Below are 12,623 nucleotides of genomic sequence, written 5' to 3'. Positions count from 1 at the left end.
TTTGTCGGGGTGGCCGATACAAAACCGCCCGCGAAAAAAAGCCTGCACGCGCTGACACTCGCCCGACCCACCGCCCCTTACCCATCAGGCTGCTTATGGCGCTCGACCCGATCACCCTGCTGACGATGACCATCGCCCTCGCTGCAGCCGCCGCGCTGTATCTGGCCGTGGAGTGGCGGACGGTGAGAGGGCCTTCGCTGCTGTTCTGGAGCACCGGCTTCGCCATCATTTCGGTGGGCTCGACCCTGGCGTTGCTGCGCAGCAGCGGCATTCTGCTGATTGGTATCTGGTTCGCGAACGGGTTGCTGGTGACCGCCCACTGGCTGTTCCTGTTGGGGGTTGCGCGGTTTACCGAAACTCGGCTGTCGCGCGCCTGGTACATGATTTTTGCCCTGTGGCTGGGGTTGTTGCTGCTGCCAGACCAGCCGTGGTGGTCAAAAGTGATGCTGGCAGCCAACTCGCTGTTGGTCTCTCTGCTGATGGTCAAGGCCAGCGGGTTGCTGCGCCCCCATGGCAAGTCCCTGAGCGTCGGCGCGGTGCAGTTGCGCTATGTGCTGCTGGCCCACGGCGTGTTCTATTTTTCCAAGGCGGTCACGGCAGTGATGCCTGGAACGTTGATTGATCTGGCCGCCTTTCGTGGCGCAATCATTCAAATCTCACTGGTCGAAGGGACGATGGCGGTGATGCTGATCGCCCTGTCGATGACCGGCTCGGAGCGTCATCGCCGGGAAAAGCGTATTGCCCGGCTGGCGGCGCGGGATCCATTGACGGCGCTGTACAACCGTCGTGCGCTGGAAATGCGCGGTCAGCGTCTGCTGGACAGTGTCTCGGCCGCTCGGCCGGGGGCGCTGCTCCTGATGGACGTCGACAATTTCAAGCTGGTCAACGACCTCTACGGTCACGGCGCTGGCGACCGGCTGCTGGTCGCGCTCAGTGAAATCATCCGTTCGGCCTTGCCCAAGGGCGCTCTGGTCGCGCGCCTGGGCGGGGATGAATTCGTGATGCTGCTCAGCGACACGTCCAGCGAGCAGATTCTGGCGCTGGGCCGCACGCTGCGTGAGGCCTTCCACTCGATCGCCTCGGAAAGCTTTTCCACGCCCCAGCCGGTGACCCTGAGCATTGGTGCCAATCTGTTCAGCCAACCGCCGCCCAGCCTGGCGGCGTTGCTCGAGCGCAGCGATGCAGCCCTGTATGAATCCAAACGGGGTGGACGCAACCGCCTTCAACTGGTAGATCAGAGCCTCGAAGGCGGCAATGCGCTGCACCTACCGTGAAGGCTCACCGAAGGATCCCTCGCCATGCCCATGAGCAGCGCTCACCTGATCTACCGTACTCCGGCAGTTGAAGACCTCGATCGCCTGTTCGCCATCTACAGTGACCCGCAGACCCAGCTGTTCAACCCTTCCGGGCCGATGACCGACAAGGCCCAGGCCGCAGCCCTGCTTAAGGGCTGGATCGAGCACTGGCGGACCCACGGTTATGGCTGGTGGGCAATTGCGCGCAAGGAGTTGCCCGAACATGTCATCGGGTTCGGCGGCATCGGGTGGCATGACTTTTTGGGCGTGCAGAGGGTCAATCTGGGCTATCGGTTCGCCGTTGAAGCGTGGGGGCAAGGGTTTGCCACGGAGATGGGCAAAGCGGCGCTGAACTTCGGGTTTTCGAACGTGCAGCTGGGGGATGTCTACGCCTACGTACGGCCGACCCACGCTGCATCCATTCGCGTACTGGAAAAAATCGGCATGCAGCGTTGCGGCGAGCTGGATGACGTACCCGGCCAAGCCCCTAGTCTGATGTTCAAAGCCGTCGCTGGCGGCGCATCCTGAGCACGCACAGGCGCAGCGCTGATCAGTGGGCGGTTTGCAAGCCGCAGCTGGCGTCGAGCTCATCCCAGGGATGCGCGGTTTCGCGGGCATAACCGCAGGTCGGTAAATGCACGAAGGTCGCTTCCCGTTCCGTCTCGCTTTGCCGGGCTTTACAGGTCCTGCACAACACTGTGTGGTCGGTTAGCCGCCAGTGGCTGTTCCACCGAACCAGATCGTCGGTCACCATCGTACTTCCCCTCACGATCAGTTACGTAACCAGTTGATTCAACTTGTTGCCCGAGGTTTCCCGCGAAGTGCTGCTGGCTGATCGGCGGTCATGGTTTTCGCCCGTTTGGGGCAAATGTGTCCTGCCGCCCAGTGCGCTCCCGTTTTTTACGCACCGACATCAACACCGAATTCGCCTCGCGCGATGCGGGTTTACCCAACCTTTACCGATCCTAGACGTGGGTTTACACGGATCCGGTGTTTCATACATCCATGGCGAACCCACTCTTTCGCCAAAGGAGACACCATGATGTCCAAGATGACCCAAGCCCTGATCCTGTCCGGTCTGCTCGCCAGCGCCGGTGCGGCGTCCGCCAGCGAACGCAACGTGATTGTGCCTGTCATCGCCGGAGCCGCCGTCGGTGCCGTACTGGCCGCCGTGATCAGTCAGTCGCACAACGACCGTCATGAGCGCTATCAGGATTACCGCCCGCAACCGCGCTATGCGCCGCGTTATCAGCCGCAGTACCGGGAGGTTGTCTATGTGCCGGTACGTGAGCGGGTCGAGTATCGCCGCTTCGCGCCACCGCCACCCCGCGGTTACTACGACGGCGGTTATCGCCGGGGCTTTGATCACGGTAGGGGCAATGACCGGTGGTAAGCACTTAAGCGGACGGTAATGTGGGACCGGCTTGTGGGATCGGCTTTAGCCGGGAAGGCGGCCGGTGTCACACGGCGAACTCAACGGTGTTAATCCGGGCCTCTTCCCGGCTGAAGCCGGTCCCACTAAGGCACTGCGCTCGCTCACCGGGATTAGCCGCGACCCCGAATGTGGGACCGGCTTTAGCCGGGAATGCGGCCGGTGTCGCGCTGCATGCTCAATTGGGGACAGATTAATTTACGGTAAAGCGTTGTAAATAAATCAGTCCCCTTCGAACCTGCTTCGAACCTGCGGTGTCCGTGCGGGCCTCTTCCCGGCTGAAGCCGGTCCTCCAACAAAGCGGCGCGTTTATTCAATAAAACCTGCCTTGTCTGTACTGCCGCTTTCTCCAACAAAACTGCTAACGTGTCCGGCCATCACTCGCCCATCGACCACTGACAGCACGCAGGGACGGACAATGTTCGAATTCATCTACCTGGCAATTCTCATCGGCATCGGCGGCACTGCGCTGCTGGATCTCTGGGCGTTGTTGCTCAAGGCGCTGCTGGGTTTGCCTACGCCGCCGTGGCACCTTGTGGGCCGCTGGTTTGCCGGGATGCCCAAAGGTCAGTTCGTGCACCCCAAGGGCATCGGCAATTCCCCTCCCGTACCCAATGAGCTGGCGATTGGCTGGTTCATGCATTACACCGTCGGCGTGCTGTTCGCCGCCGCGCTGTTGTTCATCTGGGGCGTGCAGTGGGCGCACGCGCCGACCTTTCTGCCGGCACTGATCGTCGGGCTGGTGACCATCGGTGCCGGCTGGTTCATCCTGCAGCCCGGCATGGGCGTCGGCGTGGCATGCAACAAGGCGCCGAAGCCGAACGTGGCGCGGTTGCAGAATGTGGTCGGCCATGTGGTCTTCGCCATTGGCATGTATGGCGCGGCGCTACTGGTCGGGTAATCAACGGGAGATTGCCAAGGGGCGCGGTCTGGGGTCGCACCCGACCAATCGAGCTGAACCTATGGGCAGCGATGCCGTTCTGAAACCTGAGAGCTGCATCGTTATGAAGCTCGTTCAACCCGATCAAACAGGAGATCCCCATGACCCAAACGGCCTTGGTCGTCGGCGCCAGCGGCATCGTCGGCAGCGCAACCACTCAACTGTTGCTTGATAACGGTTGGCAGGTGGCCGCCCTCTCCCGCCGTCCCTCCCAGACGCCTGGCGTGATCCCCGTCGCGGCAGACCTGCAAGACCCCGCATCGGTAAAGCAGGCCCTCGCGGACCTCAAGCCGACCCACGTCTTCCTCACCACCTGGTCGCGTCAGGCCACGGAAGCTGAAAACATCCGCGTCAACGCCGCCATGGTGCGTAACGTCCTGGACGCGTTGAGCCCGGCGAAGAGCGTCAAGCACGTCGCGCTGGTCACCGGCCTGAAGCATTACCTCGGCCCGTTCGAAGCCTACGGCAAAGGCACCCTGCCGCAGACGCCGTTCCGCGAATCCCAGGGCCGGCTGGACATCGAGAATTTCTATTACGCCCAGGAAGATGAAGTGTTTGCCGCCGCCGAACGCGACGGCTTCACCTGGAGCGTGCACCGTCCGCACACCGTCACCGGCGTCGCGGTGGGCAACGCGATGAACATGGCGACTACCCTCGCGGTGTACGCGTCAATCTGCAAAGCCACCGGCCGCCCGTTCGTGTTCCCCGGCTCCCGGGTGCAGTGGGACAGCCTCACCGACATGACCGATGCGCGGCAATTGGCCAGACAGCAACTGTGGGCAGCGACGACGCCTGCGGCAGCGGACCAGGCGTTCAACGTCACCAACGGCGACGTGTTTCGCTGGAAGTGGATGTGGGGCCAGATCGCCGAGTACTTTGGGCTGCACCCTGCGGCCTTTCCGGAGAAGGTTTCGCCGCTCGAAGAGCAGATGGCCAACGATCAAGGGGCGTGGGATGACCTGGTGCGCGCCCATGGTCTGAAAGAAGCCGACATCAGTCGGCTGATTTCGCCGTGGCACACCGACGCCGACTTGGGCCGCCCAATCGAAGTGGTGACCGACATGTCGAAAAGCCGAGCCCTGGGTTTCAAGGAATTCCAGGCCAGTGACCAGGCGTTCTTTGACGTGTTCGACACACTGCGGGCCCAGCGCCTGATTCCTTGATCGGCTGATCCAGCCAAAAAAAAACGCAGCGATGATTTCGGTCATCGTTGCGTTTTTGTATCCGGGCCATCTGTTATCAAAGACGCACGACTCAAGCCTTTTCCAGCGCGTCCTCTTTATGCATCGCGAGGTGACCGGTTTTGTCGCTCTTGACCTCGTACTGTGGCGCGTCGGGCGAGGCGTGACGATGCCGGCCCATGAACTCGACCTCCTTGGTGTGCACCTTCGTCACCTTGCCGACAATGTGCCCGGCCTCGGAATTCCAGCGCACGTGATCACCGACCTTGAATGCATGAGCCATCGATTTTCTCCTTGGGTTCAGGAAGTCAGGGCTGCCAGAGGGTCTGGCTGCCTTCGAGCTTGCGATCCAGAAAACTCGCCGCACTGATCAGCGCCAAGTGGCTGAGGGCTTGCGGGGTATTGCCCAAATGGTGGCCGTGGGCGTCGAACTCCTCGGCGTACAAGCCCAGCGGGTTCGCGTAGCGCAGTAACTGTTCAAACTCCAGATGCGCCTGCTCCACTCGCCCGGCGCGGGCCAGGCACTCGACGTACCAGAACGAACAGGCAACAAACGCCCCCTCTTCACCGCCGAGACCATCGTGATAGTCATCATCGTTGCGATAACGAAACACCATACCGTCGCGCACCAGCGCGCGCTCAATGGCATCCAGCGTCTTCAGCCATTTGGGATCGCTGGCGCCAACGAAGCGGACCAGCGGCATGAGCAACATGGACGCGTCGAGGTTCTTGCTGCCTTTGTGCTGGACGAAGTGGCCCAGATCGGCGTCCCAGAAGTTTTCCCAGATGTCATCATGAATGGCCTGACGCGCCTGGTCCCAGCGCTCGAATGGCGCCGGCAGCGAGCGTTTGAGCGACAGCCGCAGCGCCCGGTCCAGCGCGACCCAGCACATCAGCCGCGAATGGAGAAAATGCTGATCGTCGCCGCGCATCTCCCAGATGCCCACGTCCTTGCTCTTCCAGGTCTCGCACAGATCATTCACCAGCCGGGTGACGTGCTTCCAGCCCTCATGGGAAATGGCCTCGCCGTATTTGTTGGCCAGGTACACCGCGTCGAGCAGCTCGCCGTAGATGTCCAACTGCGTCTGCTTGTAGGCCTCGTTGCCGATACGGACCGGGGATGCACCGCCGTAGCCGCTGAGATGATCCAGTTCTTCTTCGGGCAATTCTTCGCGGCCGTCCAGCGCGTAGAGAATGCCAAGCTTGTTGGCGTCTTCGCAGCAGTCGCCCATGCGCTCGCGGACCCAGTGCATGAAGGCGTTGGCTTCCTCGGTGTAGCCCAGGCGCATGAAGGCATAGACGGTGAACGACGCGTCGCGGATCCAGGTGTAGCGGTAGTCCCAGTTGCGCTCGCCGCCCTCTTCTTCCGGCAGGCCAAAGGTCGCCGCCGCGACGATGCCGCCATGCTTGCGTGAGGTCAGCAGCTTGAGCGCCAGGGCCGAGCGATTGACCACTTCACGCCAGCGGCCGCGGTAGTTGGAATGCCGACTCCAGTGCTGCCAGAAGTTGACGGTGTTTTTCAGATCGCAGTCGCAATTCGTGGCTTTGACCAGCGGATCATCAGCGCCGCCGAGCATGAACTCCACCACATCGCCCTGCTTCATTTCGAACTCGGCCGCCGCGGCTTGGCCTTCGAGGGTCAATTGAGTGGTTGCGGCCAGACGCATGGCGGGCTGGCCTTCGGCGTCAAAGCGGATGTCATCGCCGTCCATCTGCGCGGTGGTGTCGGCGCGGCTGTAATCGTGGCGTACCCGGCAGCGCATGCGCACGGCGGTTTGGCCGTGACGCACATGAATGCGGCGGATCAGGCGCGGCAGGTTGTCCACTCCGGACGCGATGGGCATAAGGTCAGTGACTTCTACCACGGCGTCCTTGGCAATCCAGCGCGTCATCAGCACGTTGGTTTCCGGCAGATACAGCTGCTGGCGACGGGCATCAGGGAGGATCGGCGCCAGCTGGAAAATCCCCGCGTCCGGGGTGTCCAGCAGCGCGGTAAAAATGCTGGGGCTGTCGAAGTCGGGCCAGCAGCAGAAGTCGATGCTCCCGGTGTCGGCCACCAGCGCGGCGCTGCGCATGTCGCCGATGATGCCGTGGTTTTCGATGGCGTTCTGCGGTTCTTGCTCGGTCGGGTCATCCGGGTGCGGGGTGTGCTCAGCCATTGTTGCGGAACTCCGGGTAGAGGCTCATGCCGCCGTCGATGAACAGCGTCGTGCCATGCACATAATCGGACGCATCCGAGGCCAGCCAGACGATGGCGTTGGCCACATCGTCGGCCTCGCCCACCCGACCGTACGGGATCAGCTCCAGCAGTTTCTTCTCGGCGTCGCCACTGGTGGCCTTGGTGTTAATGGCCGTGCGTATCGCGCCTGGCGCAATGCTGTTGACACGGATGCGCTGTTCGCCAACCTCTTGGGCAATGCTGCGCATCAGCAAATCGACGCCGCCCTTCGAGGCGGCGTAATTGACGTGACCGGCCCAAGGGATCACCTGATGCACCGAGCTCATGTGGATGATCTTGCCCCGGGCGCGGGACACCTCAGAGCGGATGTCCTGTTTGGCGAACTGCCGCACGGCTGCGCGCGCACAGAGGAACTGACCGGTGAGATTGACGTTAATGACGGTGTTCCAGTCTTCGAGTGACATGTCGGCGAAGGCGGCATCCTTCTGCAGCCCGGAATTGGCGACCAGGATGTCCAGACGGCCGAATGCGTCGAGGGTCTCGGCGAACAGCCTTTCCACGTCCTGCTCGTTGGAGACGTCGGCACCGATGGCGATGGCCTGGCCGCCGGCATCAATGATTTCTTGCACGAGCTTCTGCGCGGGTTCGGGTTGCGAGTGGTAGTTGACGACCACTGCCGCGCCGGACGCCGCCAGCCCTTTCGCCGCGCCGGCACCCAGTCCGGAGCTGGCGCCGGTGACGAGGGCGACCTGGCCTTTCAAGGAAATCTGCATGGAATGTAGAGCCTCATGGTGAGCGTTTTAATGCTGACTCATGGGGTTCTGCCGAAGTTCATCGGGAAAAGCGCATTGCCTGTGCTCATCTGACTGCGTTGGCAGCGAAGGAAGTAACACGTTCTTCAGCGCTTTTGATCCAGAGCCGTTTGTAAGGCATGTCCCCATAACAAACCCGATCGCCCCTACGCCGCGCCCAGAATCGGCCTACATCCCCGCACCGAACGAGATGCTTGACTGCCGCCCGCCACCTTTCATCCCGCAACGCCCTGCATGGATGCAATGAACCCGATACCGCCCGGCCACCGATCCATCGATCGGATGCCCAGGCAGGAGACCGCATGCTCAACAAACTGGCCGACCTCTTTTCGCCACAGAACCGCCGCCTGCTCACCCTCAAGACCGTCCTTCACAGCGAGCAGGAGTTGTTGCTCGATTCATTCACCGGCCGCGAAGCACTGTCGGAGCTGTTTTGCTACGAGCTGGAACTGCTCGCCCAGGATGCCCACATTGAGCTGAAGTCGCTGATCGGCACGCCCGCGCAGGTGCAGATCGAGCTCGCGGACGGCGGTGTGCGCTTCATCGACGGCTGTATCAACCGCTTCAGCATGATCAGCAGTGACGGCGGGCTGTGTCGCTACTCGGCGACGTTAAGCCCATGGGTATGGCTGCTGAGCCAGCGTCAGGATTCGCGGATATTTCAGGAAAAGACCGTCGAGGACATTCTCCGCGCTGTGTTCGCCGCTTATGGCGCGGTGGCACGCTTCGAATTTCGCCTGTTCGATGAGCTTAAGCCGCACAGCTATATCACTCAGTATTTCGAAAGCGATCTCGATTTCGTCCTGCGCTTGCTTGAGCACGAAGGACTGCTGTTCTACTTCGAGCACGACGCCGATGGTCACAGGCTGGTGGTCACCGACCGCTCATGGGAACTGGCGGAATTGCCGGAGCAGCCGCGCATCCGCTACCACCGCGCGTCCGTCACCGAGCCCGAAGACGCTATCACCCAGTGGAGCGCCCATCGGCAGCTGCAATCCACCCGAATCAGCCTGCAGACCAACGACTACAAGCAGCCGGCCAATGCAATGCCGGTCAGCATGAATAGCCTCAATCGGCAGGGAGATGTGCCGCCCCTGGAGATCTACGACCGCACCCAGCCCTATTCCCATCGTGACTATGTGGCGGGCGAAACGCTGCTGCGCCGGCGTATCGAAGCCCATGAGGGCTCAGGTAAAGGCTTCACCGGCGCCAGCAATTGCCGGAGTTTGCGCGCGGGCTTCACCTTCGAGCTCACTCAGCATTTCGACCATGACCTGGACGCACGGGAAGATCGCTGCTTTCTGTTAGTCAGCGTTGAGCACCTAGGCCGCAACAATTACCTGTCAACCCATCCCGCCGATTACAGCAACACCTTCAGCTGCATCCGCCGCACGATCCCCTTTCGCCCGATGCTGACGGTGCCGCGACCGGTCATTTCCGGGCCTTTGACCGCCGTGGTGGTCGGGCCGAAAAGCGATGAAGTGTTCACCGACGAACTGGGTCGGGTTCGCGTGCGCTTTCACTGGCAGCGGCATGCCGACACCACGGACAGGGCGCCGCGCGAGGACGCTGAGGATACGGCCTGGCTGCGCGTCGCGATGCCCAGCGCCGGCACGGGTTTCGGCCATCAGTTCGTGCCGCGCATCGGTCAGGAAGTGCTGGTGCAACACGTTGCCGGTGACGTAGACCGGCCCGTCGTCACCGGCGTGATGTACAACGGCACCCACGCCCAACCCTACTTCAGCGGCGAAGCCGGCCTGCCCGGGAACAAGGCGCTGTCGGGCATCAAGAGTCGTGAGCACAGCGGCCGGGGCTACAACGAACTGCTGTTCGACGACACCTGCGGCGAACTGCGCACGCGGCTGGCCAGCACTCATCAGGCCACTGCACTGAACCTGGGCAAACTGACCACCCCGCGTGTGCGGGGCAGCGCCAGACCCCGTGGCGACGGCGCGGAATTGCGCACCGACGCCGCCATCGCCCTGCGCGCCGCTCAAGGCATGTTGCTGACGACCTACGCGCGCACCCAGGCCAACGGCGCGCAACTGGATCGGCGCGAGCTGCTCGATTTGCTGGCGGAATGCGGCGAGTTGTTCAAAGCGCTCGGGCAGACGGCAGGCACCCAAGGCAGCCAGCCCATGGACGAACAAGGCTTTGAAGGCCTGCAACAATCGCTGCGACAGTGGCCGGAGCCGGGCAGCGCCCAGTCCGGCGATCCCGTCATGGCGATTGCCGCTGTCGCCGGGACGGTCAGCGCAACCCCCGCCTCCCACCTGCAGATCGCCGGGGAAAACCACGACACCCTCGCCCGCCGCCATGTGCAGGTCACCAGTGGCCAGGCGACGCGCCTCAATGCCGGGCAAGGCATCGCACTGTTTGCCGAGGATCAGGGCATCAGCGCCATCGCCAATCGCGGCGCGGTGCGGGTTCAGGCGCAGAACGCCGACATCGCACTGACCGCGCAGCAAAACCTGCAGATCTGCGCGCAGCAGGGCGAAGTGGTGATCAGCGCCCCCAGCCTGCGGTTTGTCGCCGACGACGGCAGCTACATCAAGATCGGCGGCGGCATCGAGATGGGCACCCAGGCCAAGGTGTTAACCCATGCCAGCGCCTATCACTGGACGGGCCCGAAAACCGATCGGGTCTCGGTGACGATGCCCCCACCCGGCGATCCGATCTGCCTGAAGTGCCTGCTCAAGGCCGCGCTCAACGGCGCCGCCGAGGTGACCCTGTGAACGCGCTGCCGAAATCCTATACCGCTCTGGTCGAGGCCAAAGCGCTGAGCAGCGTGATCTTGCTCGACGGGGCCATGCAGCAACGGCTTGGCGAACGACTGGCGCGGGACCCTGACGGCGCGGAGTCGCTGTTCGCCGACTATTCCAGGGCGGCCCAAGCCCTCGGGCCCTGGTTGATGACCCCGGAGCGTGCCGCAACGCTGGGCATCGATGGCTGCGCATGCGGGGTCAACTGGCTGGCGAGCGCCCTGCCGATGGACGCGGTGCGCGAGCATTTGCTGCACTGGATGCGCGGCCCGGACCCGACCGCCAGAACCTGGCAACGGCTGGCGGATGGCCGCGCGCTAACAGCGCTGATGAGCGCGTGGGGCCACAGCCAGCGCACCGCGTTTTGTCAGCCGTGGCAGGCCTGGTGTTACGCCGACCGCAACGGCATGGGTCGGCTGCTCGCCCTGCCGGACAAGATGGAAATGTTGACGCCAGTGTCGACGGCGCTGGATGCCGCGCAGCAGCAACGCTTGCGCCTGGCGACAGCGGCGGACCGGCTGATCCATGAGCTCAAGACCACGGTTGCTATGCACGCCTCGATCAAGGGCTGTCGCGAAACCCGCCATGCCACGGTGCAGGCTGTGCTGTCCCAAGCGGCCGCTGCGGGGTATGCGGTTGAAAACGACCTTGGTCAGTTTGTGATGTGGGCGTTGCGTACCGGCGCTACAGCGGCGCAGCGCTGTGCGGGATTGGCGGCGGTGGAGTTGCGATTGAACGGCAGTGCGCTGGCCGAGGCGCTTGGGGAGGACATGGGGCCAGAGAAGGTGACGCTGTGAAGCACGTGCCGTTGGGGGTGTTTTGGGGCGTGACCGTGGTGCTGATCGGCGTGGCTCGGCGGGGGTTGATGCCGCCTTCGAAGCCGGTGTCGACGACGCGGTATTTCGGCAGCAGCGTGACGCCGATGGATCACGACATGAGCGATACGTTTGTGCGGCCGGTATTTGTTAATGGGTCGGGAATTGGTGCGGCAGGAAGAGGCGGCGGTACTTCTTTAGGAGCGCTTAGTCTGCCGGCGCCATGGCATCCGGGTCTGACGGTTCGGGTTAAGTGGAGGCGGTGTGATCGATTTGATCGGAATAACCCGGTGCCCGATTCGGAGGCATGTCGTTGGACCGAGAAGGATGTGCTAGTTCATCCCTATTCCTCAACAGCAGGTGCTTGGCTGCACATATTAGAAGACGACGAGGTTCTTATAATTCCGACGATGCTGGGACCAAGGCACGATGATTATCCTGGCCCTCACTATCCAAGGAAGAATTTTTACAAGAGAAAGGAATACTCATATGAGCAACTATGAACTACCGAACTCAAACCGCTCGATTAGTCGCACTGAGGATCTCAATATCTGCCGTTATGGGCCTAGATCATGGCGAGAATGAATCTAGGTATGTTTTTGGCCGGCGCTGCGATATTGATTGCAGTTATTAACTACGCAAAGTATCCACGGCCTGAGCCTGTGATCAAGAAACTGTATTTCGGGAGCAGCGTGACGCCCATGGACCATGAGCCAAGCGATACATTTGTACGACCGGTTTACGTCAATGGAAGTTGGGTAGGCGCTGCGGGAACGGGAGGAAGCACGGTTGACGGCGCACTCAGTCTTCCTGCGCCTTGGCATCCAGGATTAACAGTCCAAGTTAAGTGGCGCCGTTGCTTTCGATTCGATAAAGCCAATCCCGTGCCTGACTCTGAAGCGTGCAAATGGAGTGAGAAAAATGTTTTGGTACACCCCTATGACCGCACAGGCAGTGCACATCTTCATATTCTTGAGAATGACGATGTGCTGATAATTCCTAGCATGATGTTCCCCAGACATCCTGATTATCCAGGCCCTGGCTTGCCCAAAAAAAACTTTCATACGAAGAAAGGAATCACTCAATGACCAATCTTAGTTGGCGACCTAATGACGCGCCAAATTCCCGATTCATGATGCCGGAACTATTCAGTCCTACGACACAATTCCCATGTAGGCTGAAACCCTGCTATTCCATCTATTTCGAT

Annotated in this window: 12 protein-coding genes; 9 read left to right on the top strand and 3 right to left on the bottom strand. The window is 61.8% G+C overall.

Features of this window, described 5'->3' with window-relative positions; genetic code table 11:
* Positions 1 to 95: 95 nt before the first annotated feature.
* The 5 genes from AC0Z8Z_RS22955 to AC0Z8Z_RS22935 all read left to right on the top strand — a co-directional run bounded on the left by AC0Z8Z_RS22955 (position 96) and on the right by AC0Z8Z_RS22935 (position 4,830).
* Positions 96 to 1,274, top strand: a complete 1,179-nt coding sequence (locus tag AC0Z8Z_RS22955; RefSeq protein ID WP_485620634.1) for a GGDEF domain-containing protein — start codon at positions 96 to 98, stop codon at positions 1,272 to 1,274.
* A 24-nt stretch (positions 1,275 to 1,298) separates the two neighbouring features.
* On the top strand, positions 1,299 to 1,823 hold the full coding sequence (locus tag AC0Z8Z_RS22950) for a GNAT family N-acetyltransferase (RefSeq protein ID WP_485620633.1): 525 nt from the start codon (positions 1,299 to 1,301) through the stop codon (positions 1,821 to 1,823).
* A 514-nt stretch (positions 1,824 to 2,337) separates the two neighbouring features.
* Entirely contained in the window at positions 2,338 to 2,688 is a 351-nt protein-coding gene (locus AC0Z8Z_RS22945; RefSeq protein WP_485620632.1) for a hypothetical protein, read from the top strand.
* Between the two features lie 457 nt (positions 2,689 to 3,145).
* On the top strand, positions 3,146 to 3,628 hold the full coding sequence (locus AC0Z8Z_RS22940; protein WP_122534544.1) for a DUF2938 family protein: 483 nt from the start codon (positions 3,146 to 3,148) through the stop codon (positions 3,626 to 3,628).
* Between the two features lie 140 nt (positions 3,629 to 3,768).
* Positions 3,769 to 4,830: an SDR family oxidoreductase gene (locus AC0Z8Z_RS22935; protein WP_485620631.1), complete on the top strand. Its 1,062-nt coding sequence runs from the start codon at positions 3,769 to 3,771 to the stop codon at positions 4,828 to 4,830.
* A 91-nt stretch (positions 4,831 to 4,921) separates the two neighbouring features.
* On the opposite strand, the gene AC0Z8Z_RS22930 is transcribed toward AC0Z8Z_RS22935, so the two are convergent.
* Genes AC0Z8Z_RS22930 through AC0Z8Z_RS22920 form a run of 3 tightly spaced genes read right to left on the bottom strand, consistent with a single transcriptional unit; the run spans position 4,922 to position 7,800 of the window.
* Positions 4,922 to 5,131, bottom strand: a complete 210-nt coding sequence (locus AC0Z8Z_RS22930) for a hypervirulence associated TUDOR domain-containing protein (RefSeq protein WP_172612667.1) — start codon at positions 5,129 to 5,131, stop codon at positions 4,922 to 4,924.
* A 25-nt stretch (positions 5,132 to 5,156) separates the two neighbouring features.
* A complete protein-coding gene (locus AC0Z8Z_RS22925; RefSeq protein ID WP_485620630.1) occupies positions 5,157 to 7,007 on the bottom strand; it encodes a glycoside hydrolase family 15 protein in 1,851 nt (616 codons plus the stop codon).
* Complete coding sequence (locus tag AC0Z8Z_RS22920; RefSeq protein ID WP_485620629.1) at positions 7,000 to 7,800, bottom strand: glucose 1-dehydrogenase; 801 nt, start codon at positions 7,798 to 7,800, stop codon at positions 7,000 to 7,002. Before AC0Z8Z_RS22920 ends, AC0Z8Z_RS22925 begins: the two co-directional genes overlap by 8 nt.
* Positions 7,801 to 8,141: 341 nt before the next feature.
* Here AC0Z8Z_RS22920 and AC0Z8Z_RS22915 point away from each other — a divergent pair, with 341 nt between their 5' ends.
* The 4 genes from AC0Z8Z_RS22915 to AC0Z8Z_RS22900 all read left to right on the top strand — a co-directional run bounded on the left by AC0Z8Z_RS22915 (position 8,142) and on the right by AC0Z8Z_RS22900 (position 12,504).
* Positions 8,142 to 10,574, top strand: coding sequence for a type VI secretion system Vgr family protein (locus AC0Z8Z_RS22915; RefSeq protein WP_485620628.1), 2,433 nt, complete (start codon positions 8,142 to 8,144; stop codon positions 10,572 to 10,574).
* Positions 10,571 to 11,398, top strand: a complete 828-nt coding sequence (locus tag AC0Z8Z_RS22910; RefSeq protein WP_485620627.1) for a DUF4123 domain-containing protein — start codon at positions 10,571 to 10,573, stop codon at positions 11,396 to 11,398. The genes AC0Z8Z_RS22915 and AC0Z8Z_RS22910 overlap by 4 nt, the downstream gene beginning before the upstream one ends.
* Positions 11,399 to 11,466: 68 nt before the next feature.
* On the top strand, positions 11,467 to 11,919 hold the full coding sequence (locus AC0Z8Z_RS22905) for a DUF3304 domain-containing protein (protein ID WP_485620644.1): 453 nt from the start codon (positions 11,467 to 11,469) through the stop codon (positions 11,917 to 11,919).
* A gap of 90 nt (positions 11,920 to 12,009) precedes the next feature.
* Positions 12,010 to 12,504, top strand: coding sequence for a DUF3304 domain-containing protein (locus AC0Z8Z_RS22900; protein WP_485620626.1), 495 nt, complete (start codon positions 12,010 to 12,012; stop codon positions 12,502 to 12,504).
* Positions 12,505 to 12,623: the final 119 nt, after the last annotated feature.

Source organism: Pseudomonas sp. 1L-C-7-B-C1 (assembly GCF_057291635.1).
This window is presented reverse-complemented; position numbering and strand designations above follow the sequence as displayed.

Excerpts from the sequence above, each read along its gene's own strand:
- AC0Z8Z_RS22955 (WP_485620634.1), top strand. The coding sequence starts at position 96 with ATGGCGCTCGACCCGATCACCCTGCTGACGATGACCATCGCCCTCGCT.
- AC0Z8Z_RS22950 (WP_485620633.1), top strand. The coding sequence starts at position 1,299 with ATGCCCATGAGCAGCGCTCACCTGATCTACCGTACTCCGGCAGTTGAA.
- AC0Z8Z_RS22945 (WP_485620632.1), top strand. The coding sequence starts at position 2,338 with ATGTCCAAGATGACCCAAGCCCTGATCCTGTCCGGTCTGCTCGCCAGC.
- AC0Z8Z_RS22940 (WP_122534544.1), top strand. The coding sequence starts at position 3,146 with ATGTTCGAATTCATCTACCTGGCAATTCTCATCGGCATCGGCGGCACT.
- AC0Z8Z_RS22935 (WP_485620631.1), top strand. The coding sequence starts at position 3,769 with ATGACCCAAACGGCCTTGGTCGTCGGCGCCAGCGGCATCGTCGGCAGC.
- AC0Z8Z_RS22930 (WP_172612667.1), bottom strand. The coding sequence starts at position 5,131 with ATGGCTCATGCATTCAAGGTCGGTGATCACGTGCGCTGGAATTCCGAG.
- AC0Z8Z_RS22925 (WP_485620630.1), bottom strand. The coding sequence starts at position 7,007 with ATGGCTGAGCACACCCCGCACCCGGATGACCCGACCGAGCAAGAACCG.
- AC0Z8Z_RS22920 (WP_485620629.1), bottom strand. The coding sequence starts at position 7,800 with ATGCAGATTTCCTTGAAAGGCCAGGTCGCCCTCGTCACCGGCGCCAGC.
- AC0Z8Z_RS22915 (WP_485620628.1), top strand. The coding sequence starts at position 8,142 with ATGCTCAACAAACTGGCCGACCTCTTTTCGCCACAGAACCGCCGCCTG.
- AC0Z8Z_RS22905 (WP_485620644.1), top strand. The coding sequence starts at position 11,467 with ATGCCGCCTTCGAAGCCGGTGTCGACGACGCGGTATTTCGGCAGCAGC.
- AC0Z8Z_RS22900 (WP_485620626.1), top strand. The coding sequence starts at position 12,010 with ATGTTTTTGGCCGGCGCTGCGATATTGATTGCAGTTATTAACTACGCA.